This window comes from Parasedimentitalea maritima, assembly GCF_005771405.1.
GTDB classification, from domain to species: Bacteria; Pseudomonadota; Alphaproteobacteria; order Rhodobacterales; family Rhodobacteraceae; genus Parasedimentitalea; species Parasedimentitalea maritima.
In genome coordinates this window covers 65,546-84,934 of sequence record NZ_VAUA01000004.1, presented here as the reverse complement: position 1 = coordinate 84,934, position 19,389 = coordinate 65,546, and the positions used below count along the sequence as shown (strand labels likewise).

The following is a 19,389-nucleotide window of genomic DNA, read 5'->3' as shown; positions in this document are numbered from 1 at the left end:
ATCCTGAGAGTACGAATCGTCGAGTATCTTGGCGAAATGTTGGGATTACCCCCAGTGCTTGCTTTGCAGCTAGATTCCATACAAACCATCCCAAAAGGATCAGAAACTTTTCCATGGGGTTTTCCACATGCCTGCCCACATTGTTTTAGCATCACGATCGACCATTCGGGCTCAACTATTGCGCCAGGCTGGCATTGATTTCGAAGTTGCGCACCCGCGTGTTGATGAGACCGCAGTCAAATCCGCATTGCTGGGCGAGGGGGCTTCACCGCGAGATATCGCAGATACCCTTGCTGAACTAAAGGCCAGGAAAATAAGCAGTAAACATCCCGGTTCTCTGGTTTTGGGTTGTGATCAGGTATTGGACTTTCAAGGCCAGCTGTTGTCAAAACCACAGAGTGCTGAACAGGCAGTCGAACAATTGTCTGCGATGCGCGGTAAGCGGCATATGCTATTGTCGGCGGCCGTTATCTGTCGTGACGGTGAGCCAATTTGGCGACATATTGGGCAGGTTCGTCTGCGTATGCGGGACAGTTCAGACACGTATCTGAGTAGCTATGTCAACCGAAATTGGGACAGTATTAAACACGCCGTTGGTGGATATAAGTTAGAAGAAGAGGGTGTTCGTTTGTTCTCAGATATTGACGGCGACTACTTTAACGTTTTGGGATTGCCCCTATTGGAACTTATTAACTATTTGGCACTGCAGGGGACAATCGAACAATGAGTGAAGAAAAAATTCCGTTGGCAGCAGTGATTGGCTGTCCGGTTGCCCATTCGAAATCACCTCAGTTGCAGCGTCATTGGTTGAATACATACGGAATTTCAGGACATTACGTCCCGATGCATGTGGAGTCGGTAGATCTGACTGAGGTGATCCGGTCGTTGCCTAAAATGGGTTTCGTTGGAGCAAATGTGACCATCCCACATAAAGAGGCGGTGATGACCATTGCCGATCAGGTTACCGATCGTGCCTCTCTAATTGGTGCGGCCAATACACTGATCTTTAGAAAAGACGGTACAATTTTGGCTGACAACACAGATGGCTATGGATTTATCACCAATCTGCATCAATCTGCGCCTAATTGGGTTCCTAAATCAGGCGCAGCTGTGGTTCTTGGGGCAGGGGGCGCGTGTCGCGCCGTGGTTGCCTCGTTGCTCGAGGCGGGCGTACCGGAGGTGATGCTGTCCAATCGCACACGATCCCGCGCTGATCAGCTGAGAAAAGAATTTGGAGCCCGCATTCGTGTGGTGGAGTGGGTGCAGGCAGGGAATGTGATCGAAGAGGCCACGCTATTGGTCAACACCACATCGCTAGGCATGGTAGGGAAACCGCGGTTACGGGTTCCTTTGGACGGGTTACGACCAGAAACAGTGGTGACCGACCTTATTTATGCGCCTTTGAAAACAGAGTTATTGCAATATGCCGACGAAATTGGTTGCACCACTGTGGATGGCCTAGGGATGCTCTTGCATCAGGCAGTGCCCGGATTTGAGCGATGGTTTGGTCGGCGTCCAGAAGTGGATAGTGACACTCGTGCTGCGGTATTAAAATGACATTTAGTCTTGGGCTTACCGGTTCGATTGGGATGGGCAAAAGCACCACCGCAGCACTATTTTTAGAGGCAGGCTGTGCTGTTTGGGATGCGGACGCAGCTGTTCACCGGTTGTATGACAAGGGTGGGGCTGCTGTTGCAGCGATACAATCAGTCTATCCTGGTGCGGTTCTAGATGGTCAGGTGAGCCGAGAGGCCTTGAAACAAATCATTGGTAAGGACCCTAAGGCCTTATCTATGATCGAAACCATTGTGCATCCACTGGTGTCGCAAGACCGCTCCAAATTTCGTTCCGAAGTGAAAAACGACATATTGGTCTTTGATATCCCGCTATTGTTTGAAACTGGGAGCGACAGCGAAATGGATGCAGTTGCCTGTGTTATGATTGATGCAGAAACCCAGAAAGACAGGGTGTTGGCACGTGAAACCATGACCGCGGAGCAATTCTCTCAAATCTTGGGTAAGCAATTGCCCATCGAAGAAAAATCGGCACGTTCTGACTATGTGATAGTCACTGATACCGCTGACCATGCACGGGCACAGGTGGATGTGATCCTTGCAGATATCAAAGGGAAGATGGCAAATGCGTGAAATCGTTTTGGACACCGAAACCACTGGTTTTGACCCGGAAAGTGGTGACCGAATTGTCGAAATTGGCGCGATTGAGCTGTTTAACCACATGCCAACCGGCAAAACTTTTCACGAATATATCAACCCTGAAAGATCAATGCCTGAGGGAGCATTTGGGGTGCATGGAATTGGGCCAGATCTGCTCGAGCCACCCCAAGAGCCAAAGCCAGGTGCTGTGACGCTGAAAGACAAACAGGTATTTGCGCGCGTTGGGCAAAAATTCCTGAATTTTGTTGGGGATTCCGTAATGGTCATTCACAACGCGTCGTTTGATATGAAGTTTTTGAATGCTGAATTGCGTTGGATGGGGTTGCCACAACTTCCGATGAGCCAGGCAATCGATACTTTGGCGATGGCAAGAAAGAAATTTCCTGGTTCTCCCGCTACTTTGGATGCCCTGTGCCGTCGGTTCTACATCGATAATTCGTCACGTACCCTTCATGGGGCGTTGCTCGATTCGGAAATACTGGCCGAAGTATATCTGGAACTGATCGGTGGGAGGCAACCAGACTTTGGCTTGGCAACCGTAACCACCTCGGGCTCGGGTACAGTTACAGATGACTGGCGACCAGCCCCGCGTTCCAATCCACTACCCAACCGGTTGACTGATGACGAACAGGCGGCTCACGACGCGTTTGTCAAAAAAATGGGTGATGATGCCTTGTGGAATAGCTAGCTCAAAAAAACGCCGCTGTTTGATCAGCGGCGTTTTGTAGCTTTGTAGCGAATGTAAAATTACTGGGTCGGTTGGGAAGCTGGGGCTTCGGTCTGCCGACGGGCCAGTTCGTTGCGATAGATCGCAACAAAATCAATGTTATCCAGGTTAAGTGGTGGGAAACCACCATCGCGAGTAACATCAGATACGATACGGCGCAGGAACGGGAACAACATCCGTGGGCATTCGATCAGTAGGAACGGGTGAAGCTGATCTTCAGGCACACCTGCGATGTTGAAAATACCGACATATTCCAGCTCAAAAACAAACAGTACATCGCCGGTTTCTTTGACTTTGGATTCGATGACCAGCTTTGTCAGAACTTCGTACTGATTTTCAGTCGTACGCTTCTTGGCATCAAGGTTCACCTGAACGCTGACATCGGGCTGGGCGTCGCTGCCTGTGCCTTTTTGCGCCATCACGTTTTCGAACGACATGTCGCGGATAAACTGGCCCAGAACATTCATCTGGATTTGCGGTTGTCCGCCTTCGGTCGCGCCGTTTTCGGCCATGGAACTACTCCTGAAATAAAATTTGTGCCGTGCATATCAGCTTGGCACTTGCACCTCAACGGGTCAGGTCAACCTTGATCGGGCCCATCAACCCAACCGGACGGTTTATTTGGAGTTTGTCGCGGAGAAACCTCTTCAAATTCACCGTCGATGATATCGCTTTGGCGACTTTGCCTGTTGGGGTGACTGCGTGACGTTGTGGAATTCGGGCCCATATGGAACTGCGCTACGCTAACGCGTGCACGTAGAAACCGATAAACCGCCATCCTTACCGGAGGCATTAGCAAAGAAAACCCAACGGCGTCGGTAAAAAATCCCGGCGTTAACAATAACGCCCCAGCAACCAGGATCATCGCACCGTGGGCTAGTGGCTCAGTTGGGTCGTCCAGTTTCTGAAATGAATTTTGCAATTGCCCTAACGCTATCCGCCCCTGAGATTTAACCAACCAGGTTCCCAGAACCGCAGTCAAAACCACAATGGTCAAAGTTGGCCACAGACCAATAAGCCCACCGACCTGAATAAACAGGGCAATTTCGACAATTGGCACCAATAGAAAGGCCAGAAGCAGGTACATGAATGGTTTCCTTGTTACATTTGTGGAACGGTGGACTTGATCCCGCCCGTCACATACATAAGTGCTGAGAGCTTTGGTTTCAAAGCCTAGTCTTTAATAAGAGGTCCAAATGGAGTCCCCCTTGATCCAGCTTCTGGTACTAGCCGGCATTGCCGTCTTTTTGATCCTTCGCCTGAAAAATGTGCTGGGCACCCGCGAGGGCTTTGAAAAGCCACCACTTCCTAAATCGAACGGGCGCGCAGATCGGGCCGGTTTCGAAGTAATCGAGGGCGGTCCAGATCAGGATATAACTGACCACGTAGATGAAAGCAGTCCACAGGCAAAAGCGCTGAGTGCGATGAAACGTGTGGAGCAGTCGTTTTCAGTCAGCGATTTCGTACAGGGCTCACGCGGCGCTTATGAAATGATTCTGATGGGTTTTGAAAAAGGTGAGTTGGATAATATCCAGCCGTTTATGTCGGAAGAAATATTCGACAGTTTTGTTGATGCAGTCGCACATCGTGAAGACCAGGGATTGACCATCGAGGCGGAGTTTATCGGTGTTCGTGAAACAACTGTTGTTGATGCCCAATTTGATGAAGCGCAAAGCCGCGCCGAGATCACAATGCGTTTTGTCGCTGAACTGACGTCAGTCGTTCGGGATCGCGGTGGGGATATTGTCGAAGGTGATGCTAAAAAGGTTAAACGTCAGAAAGACACTTGGACCTTTGCGCGCAATATGGGCACCGATGATCCGAACTGGCATCTCGTCGCCACAGACGCATGATAGCGGCACTTCGGTGGGCTTTTGGCGTTGCTTGCCTGATAGGGATCGCCATGAGCGCAACCGGAGCGCAATCAGAAACCAACTACCAGATGTTGGACTTTTCCCAGCTTGACGGCTGGGACGCGGATGACCATTCCGCCGCTCTAGAAGTATTTCTAGGGACGTGCAGAGATTTCGATGACTCAGATTGGCAGTCTTTGTGTGCAGTGGCGCAGCAGCAAAAACCCGGCTCCGCTCGTGCTTTTTTTGAACTTTTGTTCCGTCCCATATTGATCGAAGATGGGAATGAAGGGCTGTTTACTGGCTACTTCGAACCTGAACTTGATGGCTCGAGATATCGCAGTGCGCGTTTCAAGTACCCAATCTATAAGATGCCACCAGAGGCCCGCAGCGCTAATCAGTGGCTGTCCAGGCGGGATATACTAACCAGTGGTGTCATGGATGGCAGGGGTCTCGAGATTGCCTGGGTAGATGACTCGGTTGAATTGTTTTTCCTACAAATTCAGGGATCTGGACGAGTAAGATTGCCTGATGGTTCGTTTTTGCGTGTCGGCTATGGTGGTGCAAACGGTCATAACTACCGCTCGATCGGAACAGAGTTGGTGCGACGCGGTATATACAATGCGCACCAGGTCAGCGCTCAGGTGATAAAAAACTGGGTGCGACGTAACCCGACAGATGGTCGTGAATTGCTACTGCATAACCCATCATATGTATTTTTCAGAGAGGTTAGCAAAGTACCATCGTCAGCGGGCCCTTTAGGGGCGATGAATCGTTCTGTTACGGCGCTCCGTAGCCTTGCTGTGGACCCTAGATTCACTCCGCTAGGCGCGCCAGTTTGGCTTGAAAAGGATGGCGCAGGAAAAATGCGCCGTCTGATGGTTGCACAGGACACTGGCTCGGCTATCAAGGGCGCACAGCGGGCAGACATCTTCTATGGTACGGGCGACGAAGCGGGGCAGGCGGCAGGTCGGTTGCGTGATCCGGGGCGGATGGTTGTGTTGTTGCCAATTCAACGGGCCTATGCGTTGCTACCGGAAGACATCTAATGACACGGCGGAAATTAACGGCAGACGAAATCGACCTCTGGCAAGAGGTTGTGAAAAAGGCCGAGCGTCTGCATCCCGGCACTCATAGCACGCCACCGGCACTGCCATTGCCAAAACCGAAACCGACAAAGCAGATCATTCCGCGGATCGATAGCTTTGAACTAGGTAGCCGAACGCGCAAAAAACCTACCAAGCATGATTTGAAGCCTGCGATCTCGGATAGGCTATTTAACACGCCCGTGCAGATGGACCAAAAAGCTTTTACTCGCATGAAGCGCGGTAAGCTGCGGCCTGAGGGAAAGCTGGACCTGCATGGCATGCGAGTAGATTCAGCCCACCCGGCGTTGATCCGCTTTATCCTGACGGCTCAAGCGTCGGGAAAGCGGTTGGTATTGGTGGTAACCGGTAAGGGTAAGGACCGTGATGAGCCGGGACCAATACCAACGCCGCGTGGAGTGTTACGTCATCAAGTGCCCCAATGGTTGCTCTTGGCGCCGCTGGCTCAGGCTGTTCTACAGGTGACACCTGCTCATGTTAGCCATGGCGGTGGAGGTGCCTATTATGTCTATCTTCGCCGAACCCGCTGATCATCCCACTCTTACCTGACCTCAGAGGGAGTATTCAGCAAACTGATTTCGGTCGTGCCATTGGAGGTAGTAATCCGTCCTGGCAGTAGATTTCCAATTTGAGCAGAATCCTTTCCAAAGGCATCAGCTGTTTTGCGAGCGGCATTCAACATTGCAATCAGGGCTGGTGAGGTTCCGGCGACTAGGTGTGCAGAGGCGGCATCATCCGAAAACGCTGTAGTGTCAACAATCCGGATCGGCAAACCGGAAACTGCGTCCAAAGAGGAAATATTCCCCAATCGTTCACTGCTGTGAGTACCACGTAAGCGGCTAGATATATTCAGTAATTTGTCTTTACTGGACACAAAAACGATGAAGGGTTGTGGAACATTTTCAATGCGCCGCATTTGACTTCGAAACACTTCCACATCCAAATCAGGAGACATCAGAACCACGCCATTTAAGTTGGCTGCCGACCAACCGGGAGTTTGTATTTCGATTTGACGTAGGGTTTCCATGACCAGTTGGGACCCCATTGAGTGAGCAACCAAAACTATACGACCCACACCGGCCGAGCGAATTTGCCGTAACATCCGCTCTAACCCATCGCGCGCAAACAACACGCTGTCGCCATCATACGCATAGCCTAGTGGGTTACCCTGGCTGGGCCAGGAGTAGATCATCGTTGCTCCCGGCAGCTGAATGTCCTGGGCCAATTGAGCAGCTCGAAACGCTGTTTCGGATTGGGTAGAATTGAACCCATGTACAAAAACAGTCACTTCCTGTTCGGTCCCGGGAAGATTTCTGACTTCTTCTTTTAACCGCGCCTTGAATTCATTTGGGCCATCTAGAAGCTGCCGATTAGCCATGGTGAATTGAGTTTGTGGGTCGGGATTGGCATAGGCAAAATTCAATTCGCCTGGACGATGGCTTGGTGGAATTGAAACGGTCAACTCGAGCAGGCTGTAGTTGTCTGACCTGCCTGGACCAAAACTGCCGTCTGGTTCGGGTTCTCTAATTGTGGCGGCAAAAATGGTTTTTGGGGTACCGACCAGCAACGCCTCGGGCATGACTGGAGTGTATGAACGGTCGGTACAAGCAGTCAATCCAACCACAACCAATCCCAAGACAGCTCGTACGAGTATGTGCATTACCGCAGTGCCCTTGTCTATTTTTGGCGAGTAAACAAGGCCAGTGGCATTGTCTTGCGAAAGGATACCTGAAGAGTCGTCACAGGACGTAACGGCTGATATCGGCAGACTTGGTCAAAGCGCCAAGGTTTGCCTCAACAAACTCAGCATCGACAGTGACTTCATCACCCTGACGGTCCGGCGCGGTGAACGACAGTTCTTCGAACACGCGTTCCATCACAGTGTATAGCCGTCTTGCGCCGATGTTTTCGACTGTATGATTGACCTCGGCGGCGATCTTGGCCAATGCAGCGATCCCGTCCTTGGTAAAGGTGACTGTGACCTCTTCCGTGCCCATAAGCGCAGTGTATTGCAGTGTCAGGGCATTGTCAGTTTCGGTCAAAATTCGAACAAAGTCGTTTTCGGTCAGTGCACGTAGCTCGACCCGGATGGGCAGGCGCCCTTGGAGTTCAGGCAGTAGGTCAGATGGTTTGGCAATGTGAAAAGCACCCGATGCAATGAAGAGAATATGGTCAGTTTTGATCGGACCATGTTTGGTCGATACTGTGGTTCCTTCGATCAACGGAAGTAGGTCACGCTGAACACCTTCACGGCTGACATCACCACCGCGTGCATCGCTACGGGCACAGACTTTGTCGATCTCATCCAGAAACACGATGCCATTTTGTTCAACTGAATCCAGCGCCGCACGGGCGACAGTTTCATCATCAAGAAGTTTGTCCGCTTCTTCACCGATCAAAATTTCATAGCTTTCCGAGACAGTCATTTTTCGTCGCACGCTGCGTCCACCCATTGCCTTACCGAACAGATCGCCAAGGTTCATCATCCCCATGTTCGATCCGGGTTGTCCTGGAATTTCAAATGACCCCATTGGGTTAGAGGTGTCTGCTAGATCCAGCTCAATCTCTGTATTGTCGAGCTCACCTGACTTCAGTTTCTTACGAAACATCTCACGGGTGGCATCTCGCGCGTCTTCTCCGACTATAGCCGCAAGAACCCGCTCTTCAGCTGCGTGGTGAGCCTTGGCTTTGACATCTTCTCGCATCAGCTCGCGTGTTTGCAAGATCGCAGCGTCAGCAAGATCACGGATGATTTGTTCCACGTCGCGCCCAACGTAACCAACTTCGGTAAACTTGGTGGCTTCAACTTTGATGAACGGGGCACGCGCCAATTTTGCTAACCGACGAGATATTTCGGTTTTACCTACACCTGTGGGGCCGATCATAAGGATATTCTTTGGATACACCTCATCACGCAAATCATCAGCTAACTGCTTGCGCCGCCAGCGGTTACGCAGGGCCACCGCAACGGCGCGTTTCGCGTCATTTTGGCCGATGATGAAACGATCCAGTTCGGAAACGATCTCGCGTGGTGTTAGGTCTGTCATGGGTCGTCCGATCAGTGGGATGGTGGCAGAAGATGCAGGGGCAGGATGCCGGAAAGAGGTTTTAAAAGAGCCGCACGGATACGCGCCCAGAAGGCCCCCAGCACCACAAGAAAGATTCCAAGTACGAAAACAACGATCGCGGTGTTTTCACCGTCAAAAACCGTCCCTGCCAATGTCACGATATAACCAATAGCAGCTATCAGAAAGGACCGGCGGTCGATGACGATTGCGACAATCGCAAACAAAAGCAAAACGGCGAGCAATATCGCATAGGCGAGTTCGGATTCGCTGGTGAGCAAAGTTAGTGCGATGGTGTTCACAAGGGCAGGGGCCGCGACCACATGTAGCCAAAATCCCTGAGCAGACCGGCGAGTGACGCGATGCGGGTCCGACATATCAAAAAACATGGCCACAGCAAACACCGCGAGACCAACTGCCAGTGTGATAAAAGCAAATGGCCCATCCGCGGAAAGCAGGAACAGGTCGCTGAAATTATTGGGCGTTCCAGCTTGATTTGCTCCGACCATAATTGTCAAAGAAAACAAACCGAGAGCAATTAGAGCCATAGAAAACGGTACGCGAAAGCGAAACCAGAACAACGCTATGGTTAGCGTGGTCAAGGCGAGGGGTAGTGGAAGGCTAGACAGGTCTTCTTGTGCAAGCATAAAAGGTTGGGCAAAATATGCCGTAATACCAGACCCGGCGTTAGCAGTCCAAAGCAGTGACAAAGCGATAGCGGGGGCTATCATCCGACGGCGGCGGATGAAGTATTCCGCCAGAATCCAGATGGTGACCGCTGAGAAAACTGACGTGGAAGCAATTTTCAGTTGGTAGTTGGTGATTTCACTCATCATGGTGATTCCGGCGATTGCAACCCAGCCCGAGGCCAGGATCAAAAGGCCAATAACGATGAAGATCTCATTGAAGCCCTTGAACAGTTCAAACGGCTCGTCTCCAGGGGCTAGGTTTTCACGAGCGCCGCGACGACTGTCAGCTAGGGCGGCCAAAGACGCAGCCTGAGCTTCTCCGATCAAACCCGATCCGACTGCAGCGCGGAGATCATCGCGGTCGATCATGGCGAAATACTCTCCACCGTTAGGCGTCCATTTGTATAGACACAAATATCAGCAGCAATCGCCATGGCATCGCGGGCGACTTGTTCAGCAGATTTATCGCTGTCCATCATTGCCCGGGCGGCCGCGAGAGCAAAATTACCACCAGAACCGATGGCTGCAACTTCGTGCTCGGGTTCCAATACATCGCCAGCGCCAGTGATCACCAACAGATCGGTACCGTCAGTGACAATCAGCATAGCCTCAAGCTTTTGCAGATACTTATCAGTACGCCAGTCCTTGGCTAATTCAACGCTCGCGCGAGCCAACTGGCCGGGAGTTGCTTCCAACTTGGCCTCAAGCCGCTCCAGCAGGGTAAAGGCATCGGCAGTTGAACCTGCAAACCCCGCAACAACATCATAACCACCAGCAGACAGGCGTCGCACTTTACGAGCAGTACCTTTGATTACGGTTTGGCCCAATGAAACCTGCCCGTCACCCGCAATCACAACTTCACCATCTTTTTTGACGCCAATGATGGTAGTGCCGTGCCAACCAGGGAATTGATTGTCTGCCATGAATGCCTCCATTTAGTTGCCCTATATATGGAAGTATCTTTCCTAACGTACAAGGGAGGTTACTTGATCTTGGACGGCACAATATCTACCGTCAACATATGCCTGAGACACCAATTTTGACCTTCTATTTACACAGACAATTGCGCAAACGCGCAGAAACTGGAAACCATAATTTTATAAATAAGATCAGATGTGTAGTTGAAGAATCTGGGTTTGAAGTTGCTTTTGAAAATCAGGATGACAGCAGTCTTCGCAAATCAGCGTCTCGGCCAGGATATGCGATGTTTCATATGGGCGATCCATTCCATCAACGCGCTTTGACGATGCGTAGGGCCTATCAATATCCATTTTGGGCTATCGAAAATACATCCAAGCGGTGGGATTGGGACGTTGCGAGAACCAAGTTTTCAGTTTGCGAGGTAAATCGCGAAGAGGCGGAAGGGTTTTACAAATTTTGGCGTAAACGACAATTTGGAGAGGCGGCGGCGAAGGCAAGTCGACAAGGATTTGTATACCTTCCATTACAAGGAAAGTTACAAGACCATCGTTCTTTTCAAACCTGCTCACCGCTTCAAATGGTGGAGCACGTTTTGGAAAATGATCCAATACGTCCTGTTATTGTCAGCCTCCATCCCAGCGAGAGCTATACCTCCTCCGAGCTATCAGCGTTGGAAGAACTTGCCTCCCGATATCCACGCATTTCAATCCGAATGGGGGGGATGGCCGACCTTCTGGCAACTTGCGATTACGTTGTTACGCAGAATTCGTCAGTGGCCTACTTTGGATATTTTTTTGCCAAACCTTCGGTGCTTTTTGGACAGATAGATTTCCATCATATCTCGGCTAATGTTATCGAATTAGGTGTGAAAAATGCAATGGCAATGGGCCCTCAATTAGAGCCGGACTATTCTGGTTACGTGCATTGGTTTTGGCAAAAAATGTGTATCAATGGCGGCCGTGAGGATGCCACGGATAAAATACGCTCAAAGCTACTTGCAGCTGGTTGGCCTATTTGACGCCCTTAACTGATTGTTCACTTGCTATGCACTGGGCGCAAATCGGGGCTGTCGAAAGGGCAATTGTGAGACTCACTTGCTACCCCTACATCAAGGTCAACAACCGACACAGTGTCGGCTGATAGATCAAAGGAAGCGTACCATGGCATTCGTAGTCACCAACACCCAAGCTCCTCTGGGAGCAGTCGCCACCCTCCGCGTTGTGGATAGTATTCTGAACGTTAAAAACTCAGTTGTGGCTTGGAACGAAGCCCGAGTGACCCGCAAACTGCTGTCGCGTTTGAGCAGCGAACAATTGCAGGACATCGGCCTGACCCGCGCTGATCTATTCTGATCACGCCACATCTTTCGAAGTTCAAAGCCGCTCCTTTCAGGGCGGCTTTTTCTTTTGAAATGTTGATTTGTGGGATCAACATCGTGGCCAACTTTCGCGCAAAGAAAAAGGGCGCCCGATAGAGACGCCCTTTCAAAAATCTTAGTGATCAAAACGGATCAGAGCGCTTCGTCGATCCAGCTTTGCAATGCAGCCTTAGGAGCGGCACCGGCACGGTTCGATACAACCTGGCCATCTTTGAAGAGAAACAGGGCTGGGATGCCACGAACACCCATCGCGGCAGCCGCGTTTGGGTTGCTGTCGACATCGACCTTAGCAATTTTAATCTTGCCACCATATTCAGCCGCCAGCTCTTCCAGAGCGGGGCCGATTTGTTTGCAGGGGCCGCACCATTCGGCCCAGAAATCCACCACTACGGGGACATCGGAATTTTTGACTTCGGCGTCGAAAGTGGCGTCGGTGACGGCTACGGTGGACATATGAATGTCTCCATGAGTGTGGCAACAGGAGTGAGAACCTATGAACGGATTGCTAACTCGTCAAGGCGCGAGACGTCGCATTAGCGCAGTGGACACAAGATCGTGTGGTAGTGGCATCAGCGTCGCTGTTCGCGTCCAGATCAACGCGGTCTCTATCTGACGATCTGGATAGATTTGCGCCAACGCATGCGCGTAAGCCCCCATTTGGCGCAGTAAACCCTCTGGGCAGTTTTCTGCACTTGTCGGCACGGTTGCATTTGACTTGAAGTCCACGGCCAGCACCTTGTCTTGAGTTACAACCAGTCGATCAATGATCCCATGCAAACGGTCATCTTGCACCTGTGCGGTGATCGAAACTTCAGCAAGCGTTTCAGGGGCGAATATATCTGAGAAGTCTGGATTTTTCAGTACCGCGCTTGCTTCGGCCAATAACTCGTCGCAGTCAGCTTCGCCCTGCAACAAGTTTTGTGCAGTTTTCGACCAGTTTGATGGCAACGCTTGTGGTAGGTGTTCTAACAGAAGGTGCAAGCGAGCACCGCGGGCCATCGCAGTTTCTTCATCCAAACCTTGATCCCCAGGTAGCGCTTTTGCTCCACCCAGTTCTGACGGGCTAAGTGTTGACTTTGGCGGGATATAGGGAGCTGCTGGGCAAGTAAAAACTTTGGGTAACGCGGATTTTTCCCGAGTCTTTATCTCGTGGTTGTTAAATTCCAATCCATCCCAATCCCCATGTTCCAGTCGCAGCCCCGGGCCGCCTGGGGTTTCTAGGGTCACCGCGCCGGCTTCCCCCAGTGCTGTTTCCACTCTTTGGTACCAGCTATCTCCTTCTTTAGAGAGATCACCAGCAGCGGCTACAATCAGCCACTTCTCAGCACGGGTCAGTGCTACGTATAGCAATCGTAGCCTCTCGTTCTGTTGTTTTTCTTGCGCGGCTTCACGGGCAACCAGCATCGGTGCAGGCATCTGCGCCGTCGGAAGTTTCCAAATTGGGGTGCCATCAGCCAACATAATTTCATCATCGCGAGGCGGTTGCCGCTTGGCTGTGTCGGGTAGGATCACAATCGGTGCTTCCAGCCCTTTAGAACCATGCACTGACATGACTCGGATCATACTCCCGGCCGCACCCATCTGGCGTTTGATTTCCAAATCGTCGGTCTGCATCCAAACCAAAAACCCAGTCAAGCTGGGAATATCGGTTCGTTCATAAGCCAACGATTGGCTGAGTAGCGCATTAATCCCATCCTCAGCTTCTGGACCCAACCTTCCTAGCAAATTCTGCCTGCCAGAATGGCGGGTCAAAATTCTCTCAATTAGATCAAAAGGGCGCAGGAAATCGGTTTGGTCACGCAGGTCATTGAGCATGGCCATGGTATCAGGAAATTCTTTTCTCCGGTCGCGCAACGCTTGCCAAAGGAATGGTCGCTCCCGTCTATGCGAAAGGTCGAACAACATTTGTTCAGTCCAGCCAAACAGCGGAGACTTTAGTGCACATGCCAGCGACAGAGAATCTTCGGGCGTGGAGAGGAATGACAAAAGGGCCGCAAGATCTTTTACCGCCAACTCTGCCCCAACTTTAAGCCTGTCGGCACCTGCGATGGGCAGGCGTGCAGTCTTGCATGCGCGAATTATTTCGGAAAACAGATCAGAGCGCCGTTGAACCAAGATGAGGAAATCGCCCGCATGCACAGGACGGCGCACAAAGCTACCTCGTGTTGGGCCGTCCTCTGGGATTGTAGCACCGCTGTCGATCATATCCTTGATTGATTGTGCTATGCGTTCGGCCAGAATCACATTGTGATGACGTGCACCTGGCCGGTCCAGCGGGTCGGTCCAGTCTCGCTCATCTTTGTCGTCAACCTTCTCTACTAGCGGCCACAAATCGACCCTACCCGGAAGATCGGATTTGAAGGCGCGGTGAAGAGATTCCTTATGGAATCCAGCGCGAGGCATGTCCTGGAACACTAAGTCGACCAAGCCCAGTATCGCCGCAGATGAACGAAAGGAAAAATCAAGAGATGCATCCTGAAGTGCGCTGCCGGTGTCGTGCAGACGATTTCCAAACTCAGCTCGCATTCGATCAAAGGCATCTGGATCGGCACCCTGAAACGAGTAGATCGACTGTTTTTTGTCACCAACCACAAAAATTGTACGTTCGACATCAGAGCGCGCGCCCTCGCCTGAAGTGAATTCTTGCGCCAGCTTTTCAATCACGTCCCATTGAACTGGGCTGGTGTCCTGCGCTTCATCGACCAAGATGTGATCAATACCACCGTCCAGCCGGTACAAAACCCAAGCGGCCACCGAAGGATCATTTAGCAATTGCCGTGCTTTGAGGATCAGGTCATCAAAATCGAGCCAGCCGCGCAGTTGTTTGCGACGGGCATATTCGGGCAGGAAAGCTGCTGCAAACCGGTGCAGGTCATGTGATTTGCGTGCTGCCATCAGCCCTAGCCTTTTGGCGCGTGCATCTTCAATCCGCAACATCAAGGGCTCTAGCTGGTCCATCAACGAAAGATGAGCTTCGCGTAGTTTTTTGGTTGGGAAAGATCCTATTTTAGCAGTGAATGGTTCTTTGGCGCCGGCTCCTGTTAGCAATACACTTTCAAGTGCAGGCAGGTCGGAAAGAGTAGGTTGGACTATGCCACGTAGTTTTTGGGCCGCTTTTTGATCGTTGCTTCCGCCAGTTTCCAGCATATCCCGGGTACGTTGCAGAAGTTCTTTTTCACCACCCAGAAATACAGATGTCTCAAGTGTAACATCATCAAATTCAGGGGGAAGACCGAATAACTGCAGTAGGTCCTGCCAATCCAAAGGAACTTCGAAACCGGCTCGACGGCGGCTGATTGCGGCGGTCAGATTGTCAAAATCACTATCCGTAACATACCTGGTTAATGCTTCGACCATTGGGGCGTGATGGTCCTGCGCAAAGTCCTCGACCAATTCGGCGCGCAAGAATGCGGCGGCGCGGTCCTCCATTTCGGAAAACTGGGGGCTGACACCAGCCTCGAGTGGAAAACGCCTTAGCAACGAGGAACAGAACGAATGAATGGTCTGAATTTTTAGGCCACCAGGGGTTTCCAGCGCACGGGCAAAAAGGGTGCGTGCCTGTGTTAGACCTTCGGCTGAGATAACGTCCTCTGCGCCCAATTCGGTCAGTGCAGCGATTAGTGGTTTGTCATGCAACATTGCCCATTCACCAAGACGTTTGAACAATCGGTTCTGCATCTCGCTAGCAGCGGCTTTGGTATAGGTCAGACAAAGGATGTGCTGTGGTTGCACACCTTTGAGCAGCAACCGCGCCACACGATCAGTCAGAACTTTGGTTTTGCCCGATCCAGCATTGGCAGCTAACCAAGTTGAGGCATCAGGACGGGCCGCGCGAAATTGTGCCTCGGACGCGGCATCGCGTTTGATCTGTCCGTTGCTCATGTCAGACCCTCGGGTTCGGGAGTTGCACTGCGATCCCATTCGCCAAAGCGAGAGAGGTGATCATAGTCACTATGGTCACTGTCGAGATGCAACATGCGACGACTTGTATACCCTTGATTAGGGTCGAAATAGGCCTCGATCAACTGTCGAAGTTCGTCCCAGATTTTGGCTGGAGATTCAGTACCCAGAGGGGCCTGAACTTCCTTCATTGACGCACCCAAACCAATGAATAGGGCTCGGGCAACTTCGGTTGGCCCAATGTCTTTGAACGCACCCTGTTCAGCCATAGCCGCTTCGATCAACAGTTGCTTATCGAATTTCTTTTGCTGCGCTTCAGAAGGGGGGGCACCTGTTTTGTAATCGTACAGATGTAGAAAACCACGGTCATCAACGTCGATCCGATCGGCACGACAGGCAATGGTGAAATCAAGCGGATCAAGTCTGGCCTCGCCCTTGGCCTCAAATGCAATGGGGCGGGCAGTTTGGCGCCGGTTCTGTTCTGCCAATATGAAATCGGAGGCAATGCGATTTATGCGTGACAACCACAAACACCGGGCCACAGGCCAAGGTACATGTTCCGTCAATAGCTCGCGAGTTTTTTCCAGTAATATTTCACGTGTCAGTAGTTCGGGATTATCCAATGACTGCTTGATGAAGTGTTCGAACACTTCATGCACTACAATTCCACGCAACAGCGCATCTGGAATCCTTACAAGTGGGTTCAGTGGCTTTAATCGCAGGACGTGTTTGGCGTAGATCGCGTAGGGATCTCGGATTAGCCGCGGTATTTCTGTAATGGTCAATCGGCGTGGCCGGGAGGAAACCGGGGGGCGCGGGGAAGGGCGCAGAGCAGGAGGAGATTCCGTTGGTTCCTCTAATGCTTCGGCCCAATCAAGCCAAATCCGGCCACGCTCGCGCATTCCAGCCAACACGCCTGGTCCGTTTTGATCCGGCAACCCGTCCAGCAGATTGCAAAGTCTGTTTAACCAACGTGAAGCAACAGTATCGGAATCATCCGAGCGCACCGCACGGGTTATCCAAACTTCGGGAGCGGCAATGGCTTGCTGAAAATCGTGCGCAGACAATCCGATGCGGCGTTCTGGCAGCAGTAGGCCAGCCTGGTTGCGTAATTGACGATTGAGCCAAGGATCAGGTTTGGCGGCTTCAGGCCAACTGCCTTCATTCAAACCGCCTAGGATGACCAGTTCAGCACCTTGCACGCGTGCTTCGAGCGTGCCCCAGATCATGATTTTCCCGTGGGGCGCATCTCGATCACGGACTTCACCTTGAGAAAGCAGTGCCCCAAGCAGGTCGGCAAAATCCCGAGCGCTCATCTCGCCACCAAAGCTAGCCTCAGCTTCCAACGACTGCATGATTTTCAGGGCTTCTTGTCCAGCCTTCTTGTCCCACAGCGTCCCAGTACCCTTGGATTGGCTACCTGTGGCGATGGCTTCGGCAAGTGTACGTAGGTGGTTGACCCAGTTGGTAAGTGGTAGCGAACCAGAGATGGTTTGATCTGCAAAATATGTGGATAGCCACCTGGTCCAGCCTTCCATCACGTCGCGCTTATTGCCAAAATTGGAAAAACAGTCTGCGTCAGGGTAGGGTGGGCCATAACTGCGCAGTTGCAATTCCAATTCGCGGGCGTGCCGCAGATGGGTGCCGCGTTCACCACCATCATGAGTAAGAGGGTGCTTTAGCAGGGTCAGTAAGGTGTCACCGGACAAAGGCTTGCAAAATAGCTCTGCCACGTGACGCAGGAACCGGCCTGGGGGCGATAATTGCAACGGCTGACCGGCGCTGTCGTCGGGCAAAATATCCCAACGATCCAACGCAGCTGAGACTTGTCTGGTCAACATACGATCCGGAGTGATCAGTGCAGCGGTTTGGCCATCTTCAGCGGCTTGACGTAACCGAAGCGCAATAGCCAAAGCTTCAGCTCTTGGGCTAGAGGCTTCAATCAGAACCATATTGCTGCCGGCCTTATCTAAATCTGTTAGCTGAGGTCCTTCGCTCATCCAGGCATCTGTGACTGGGGCAGGACGTAGGGCAAGCGACACTAACCGGTTACGAGCGGACGCTGGCGGCTGCGCATCACTCCACGGCAATATGTCCTTAGGGGACAGATCTAGGTTACGCATCATTTTGTGAAATCGAAATTGTGGGTGGTCTTCGGATATTAATGGGTCATCCAGTCCGTCCCAGACTGCTGTCGGTAGATCAAAATCAAACCCCGGTAAAATCACCGCACCTTGCGGCAGTCGTGAAATAGCCTGCATTAACAGCAAGGTGGTTCCGCGTGATCCTGTTGACCCTGCAAGAATCACAGGATGTGTAGGCGGGTTTTCCTGCCAGGTTTCAATCAGATTTAACACCACCTGACGTTGACGTGCTTGCGCATCCATCGCACCGTCTTGGGTATCGGTAAACTCATCTGCGATACCGATAAAGGCCTGCGCGCGTGCCCAGTGACCGGACATATCGGACACATCAAGATTGCGAATGGTTTCAGTGCTGACGCCTTCTCCCTGCATCTCGTCAATCAACGCCGCTAGACTATCGGATAGATCATAAAGTGATGACCGGGCAGCCAAATCTGGCTGTGCATCCAGCAATCGCGCTATAAGTTGCGACAGTTCCAACCGTCGTCGCAAGGGGGGTAAGGCTGGCGGTAGCCCGTGCAAAGTGGCGCGCTTTGAAAAATCTCCGAGCAGTGACATCCGCGGTAACAGTAGGGTCGGGCCTGCATCGAAAAGGCTGCGTATCCGCCGCGCCATGCGTTGGGTGTTGACGATCAGTTCAACCTTGGCCAAGGCCTCGGGGGGATGGCTGATACTGCGCTGGATCAGTCCATCGACCAATGCGCGGGGAAAATCAACGCCGCAAGGCAAGGCAAAAAGGCGGGGAAGCTTGCTGGGCTCAAACATTAGGGGATTTCAACAGAGTTTCCGCCAATTCTATACCTTCGGGGTATCCGACATCACACCAATGCCCGGGGTATTCCAGTGCAAACAACCGATCGACATCGTGGATCTGGTTCCACAATACGTTCAGAGAGAAGGCTTTTTCCTGAATTTGGTGCAAACCTGAAGTCTTTATGATTTGCACACCACCATATACAAGATCGCCGCCCCGGCTGATGCGGCCACTGGCGTCGGCTGTGAAATCTCCAGCACCCTTGCGACCAACAGCGCGATCTAAAGGTACACAGACCAAGAGCGCATCCATCTGCTTTGGGTCCCAGGCTTCCAGCGCCAGTTTCAAAGGGTTTGGACCGGTCCAAATTACATCAGAGTTCATCGTGAAGACGGGGTCGTCACCCAATTTAGACAAGGCCTGTCGTAAGCCGCCACCGGTGTCCAAAATAGTTGGTGTTTCAAGACTGAATTCGACGCCATTTGGTGCAAGATGAGTTCTCAGTTGCTCTGCATGGTAATGCAGGTTGGCCACAATATGCTTCGGTTCAATCTCGCAAGCCAGTTCTAAAGCATAGTCGATCAAGGGTTTACCTGCGACTTTGATCAAAGGTTTGGGGCAGTCTTTGGTCAGTGATTTCATTCGTGTACCAAAGCCGGCCGCAAATAACATGACAGA

The 19,389-nt window shown here is 51.7% G+C and carries 19 protein-coding genes; 9 read left to right on the top strand and 10 right to left on the bottom strand.

Going from position 1 to position 19,389, the window contains the following annotated elements; translation table 11 throughout:
* Positions 1–127 precede the first annotated feature (127 nt).
* From FEE96_RS09005 to dnaQ, 4 genes are read left to right on the top strand one after another with little or no spacing between them, the layout of a single operon-like run.
* On the top strand, positions 128–727 hold the full coding sequence (locus FEE96_RS09005; protein WP_138162708.1) for a Maf family protein: 600 nt from the start codon (positions 128–130) through the stop codon (positions 725–727).
* Positions 724–1,557, top strand: coding sequence for a shikimate dehydrogenase (locus tag FEE96_RS09000; RefSeq protein WP_138162707.1), 834 nt, complete (start codon positions 724–726; stop codon positions 1,555–1,557). The genes FEE96_RS09005 and FEE96_RS09000 overlap by 4 nt, the downstream gene beginning before the upstream one ends.
* Complete coding sequence (gene coaE, locus FEE96_RS08995; RefSeq protein ID WP_138162706.1) at positions 1,554–2,147, top strand: dephospho-CoA kinase; 594 nt, start codon at positions 1,554–1,556, stop codon at positions 2,145–2,147. The genes FEE96_RS09000 and coaE overlap by 4 nt, the downstream gene beginning before the upstream one ends.
* Positions 2,140–2,862, top strand: a complete 723-nt coding sequence (gene dnaQ / locus FEE96_RS08990; protein ID WP_138162705.1) for a DNA polymerase III subunit epsilon — start codon at positions 2,140–2,142, stop codon at positions 2,860–2,862. The genes coaE and dnaQ overlap by 8 nt, the downstream gene beginning before the upstream one ends.
* 59 nt (positions 2,863–2,921) lie before the next feature.
* On the opposite strand, the gene secB is transcribed toward dnaQ, so the two are convergent.
* Together secB and FEE96_RS08980 are read right to left on the bottom strand one after the other, a co-directional pair.
* The gene (secB, locus tag FEE96_RS08985; RefSeq protein ID WP_138162704.1) at positions 2,922–3,413 is read right to left on the bottom strand and encodes a protein-export chaperone SecB; all 492 of its coding nucleotides are present in this window, start codon (positions 3,411–3,413) and stop codon (positions 2,922–2,924) included.
* 68 nt (positions 3,414–3,481) lie between these two features.
* Positions 3,482–3,988, bottom strand: a complete 507-nt coding sequence (locus tag FEE96_RS08980) for an FxsA family protein (RefSeq protein WP_138162703.1) — start codon at positions 3,986–3,988, stop codon at positions 3,482–3,484.
* Between the two features lie 109 nt (positions 3,989–4,097).
* Between FEE96_RS08980 and FEE96_RS08975 the strand changes: the two genes are divergently transcribed.
* From FEE96_RS08975 to FEE96_RS08965, 3 genes are read left to right on the top strand one after another with little or no spacing between them, the layout of a single operon-like run.
* A complete protein-coding gene (locus FEE96_RS08975) occupies positions 4,098–4,754 on the top strand; it encodes a Tim44/TimA family putative adaptor protein (protein ID WP_138162702.1) in 657 nt (218 codons plus the stop codon).
* Positions 4,751–5,803 (top strand): murein transglycosylase A, encoded by a 1,053-nt coding sequence (mltA, locus tag FEE96_RS08970; protein ID WP_138162701.1) that lies wholly within the window; start codon positions 4,751–4,753, stop codon positions 5,801–5,803. The genes FEE96_RS08975 and mltA overlap by 4 nt, the downstream gene beginning before the upstream one ends.
* The gene (locus tag FEE96_RS08965; RefSeq protein WP_138162700.1) at positions 5,803–6,390 is read left to right on the top strand and encodes a Smr/MutS family protein; all 588 of its coding nucleotides are present in this window, start codon (positions 5,803–5,805) and stop codon (positions 6,388–6,390) included. Before mltA ends, FEE96_RS08965 begins: the two co-directional genes overlap by 1 nt.
* An 11-nt stretch (positions 6,391–6,401) precedes the next feature.
* Here FEE96_RS08965 and FEE96_RS08960 read toward each other — a convergent pair whose 3' ends face one another.
* From FEE96_RS08960 to hslV, 4 genes are all read right to left on the bottom strand, one after another.
* Positions 6,402–7,520, bottom strand: coding sequence for an alpha/beta hydrolase (locus FEE96_RS08960; RefSeq protein WP_138162699.1), 1,119 nt, complete (start codon positions 7,518–7,520; stop codon positions 6,402–6,404).
* Positions 7,521–7,599: 79 nt separating this feature from the next.
* The gene (gene hslU, locus FEE96_RS08955) at positions 7,600–8,907 is read right to left on the bottom strand and encodes an ATP-dependent protease ATPase subunit HslU (protein ID WP_138162698.1); all 1,308 of its coding nucleotides are present in this window, start codon (positions 8,905–8,907) and stop codon (positions 7,600–7,602) included.
* 11 nt (positions 8,908–8,918) lie between these two features.
* The gene (locus FEE96_RS08950; protein ID WP_138162697.1) at positions 8,919–9,983 is read right to left on the bottom strand and encodes a hypothetical protein; all 1,065 of its coding nucleotides are present in this window, start codon (positions 9,981–9,983) and stop codon (positions 8,919–8,921) included.
* Entirely contained in the window at positions 9,980–10,537 is a 558-nt protein-coding gene (gene hslV, locus FEE96_RS08945) for an ATP-dependent protease subunit HslV (RefSeq protein WP_138162696.1), read from the bottom strand. The genes FEE96_RS08950 and hslV overlap by 4 nt, the downstream gene beginning before the upstream one ends.
* Positions 10,538–10,653: 116 nt before the next feature.
* Here hslV and FEE96_RS08940 point away from each other — a divergent pair, with 116 nt between their 5' ends.
* Positions 10,654–11,553, top strand: coding sequence for a hypothetical protein (locus FEE96_RS08940; RefSeq protein ID WP_138162695.1), 900 nt, complete (start codon positions 10,654–10,656; stop codon positions 11,551–11,553).
* A 142-nt stretch (positions 11,554–11,695) separates the two neighbouring features.
* Positions 11,696–11,887: a DUF1127 domain-containing protein gene (locus FEE96_RS08935; RefSeq protein ID WP_138162694.1), complete on the top strand. Its 192-nt coding sequence runs from the start codon at positions 11,696–11,698 to the stop codon at positions 11,885–11,887.
* Between the two features lie 158 nt (positions 11,888–12,045).
* Here the strand turns inward: FEE96_RS08935 and trxA are convergent, their stop codons facing one another.
* Genes trxA through FEE96_RS08915 form a run of 4 tightly spaced genes read right to left on the bottom strand, consistent with a single transcriptional unit; the run spans position 12,046 to position 19,383 of the window.
* Positions 12,046–12,366: a thioredoxin gene (gene trxA / locus FEE96_RS08930; RefSeq protein ID WP_138162693.1), complete on the bottom strand. Its 321-nt coding sequence runs from the start codon at positions 12,364–12,366 to the stop codon at positions 12,046–12,048.
* 60 nt (positions 12,367–12,426) lie between these two features.
* Positions 12,427–15,795, bottom strand: a complete 3,369-nt coding sequence (gene addA / locus FEE96_RS08925; RefSeq protein ID WP_138162692.1) for a double-strand break repair helicase AddA — start codon at positions 15,793–15,795, stop codon at positions 12,427–12,429.
* Complete coding sequence (gene addB, locus FEE96_RS08920; protein WP_138162691.1) at positions 15,792–18,722, bottom strand: double-strand break repair protein AddB; 2,931 nt, start codon at positions 18,720–18,722, stop codon at positions 15,792–15,794. Before addB ends, addA begins: the two co-directional genes overlap by 4 nt.
* The gene (locus tag FEE96_RS08915) at positions 18,715–19,383 is read right to left on the bottom strand and encodes a nucleotidyltransferase family protein (protein ID WP_138163006.1); all 669 of its coding nucleotides are present in this window, start codon (positions 19,381–19,383) and stop codon (positions 18,715–18,717) included. The genes addB and FEE96_RS08915 overlap by 8 nt, the downstream gene beginning before the upstream one ends.
* Between the last annotated feature and the right edge of the window lie 6 nt (positions 19,384–19,389).

Bases quoted from the DNA above. Each gene is read 5' to 3' on its own strand.
- FEE96_RS09005 (WP_138162708.1), top strand. From the start codon at position 128: ATGCCTGCCCACATTGTTTTAGCATCACGATCGACCATTCGGGCTCAA.
- FEE96_RS09000 (WP_138162707.1), top strand. From the start codon at position 724: ATGAGTGAAGAAAAAATTCCGTTGGCAGCAGTGATTGGCTGTCCGGTT.
- coaE (WP_138162706.1), top strand. From the start codon at position 1,554: ATGACATTTAGTCTTGGGCTTACCGGTTCGATTGGGATGGGCAAAAGC.
- dnaQ (WP_138162705.1), top strand. From the start codon at position 2,140: ATGCGTGAAATCGTTTTGGACACCGAAACCACTGGTTTTGACCCGGAA.
- secB (WP_138162704.1), bottom strand. From the start codon at position 3,413: ATGGCCGAAAACGGCGCGACCGAAGGCGGACAACCGCAAATCCAGATG.
- FEE96_RS08980 (WP_138162703.1), bottom strand. From the start codon at position 3,988: ATGTACCTGCTTCTGGCCTTTCTATTGGTGCCAATTGTCGAAATTGCC.
- FEE96_RS08975 (WP_138162702.1), top strand. From the start codon at position 4,098: ATGGAGTCCCCCTTGATCCAGCTTCTGGTACTAGCCGGCATTGCCGTC.
- mltA (WP_138162701.1), top strand. From the start codon at position 4,751: ATGATAGCGGCACTTCGGTGGGCTTTTGGCGTTGCTTGCCTGATAGGG.
- FEE96_RS08965 (WP_138162700.1), top strand. From the start codon at position 5,803: ATGACACGGCGGAAATTAACGGCAGACGAAATCGACCTCTGGCAAGAG.
- FEE96_RS08960 (WP_138162699.1), bottom strand. From the start codon at position 7,520: ATGCACATACTCGTACGAGCTGTCTTGGGATTGGTTGTGGTTGGATTG.
- hslU (WP_138162698.1), bottom strand. From the start codon at position 8,907: ATGACAGACCTAACACCACGCGAGATCGTTTCCGAACTGGATCGTTTC.
- FEE96_RS08950 (WP_138162697.1), bottom strand. From the start codon at position 9,983: ATGATCGACCGCGATGATCTCCGCGCTGCAGTCGGATCGGGTTTGATC.
- hslV (WP_138162696.1), bottom strand. From the start codon at position 10,537: ATGGCAGACAATCAATTCCCTGGTTGGCACGGCACTACCATCATTGGC.
- FEE96_RS08935 (WP_138162694.1), top strand. From the start codon at position 11,696: ATGGCATTCGTAGTCACCAACACCCAAGCTCCTCTGGGAGCAGTCGCC.
- trxA (WP_138162693.1), bottom strand. From the start codon at position 12,366: ATGTCCACCGTAGCCGTCACCGACGCCACTTTCGACGCCGAAGTCAAA.
- addA (WP_138162692.1), bottom strand. From the start codon at position 15,795: ATGAGCAACGGACAGATCAAACGCGATGCCGCGTCCGAGGCACAATTT.
- addB (WP_138162691.1), bottom strand. From the start codon at position 18,722: ATGTTTGAGCCCAGCAAGCTTCCCCGCCTTTTTGCCTTGCCTTGCGGC.
- FEE96_RS08915 (WP_138163006.1), bottom strand. From the start codon at position 19,383: ATGTTATTTGCGGCCGGCTTTGGTACACGAATGAAATCACTGACCAAA.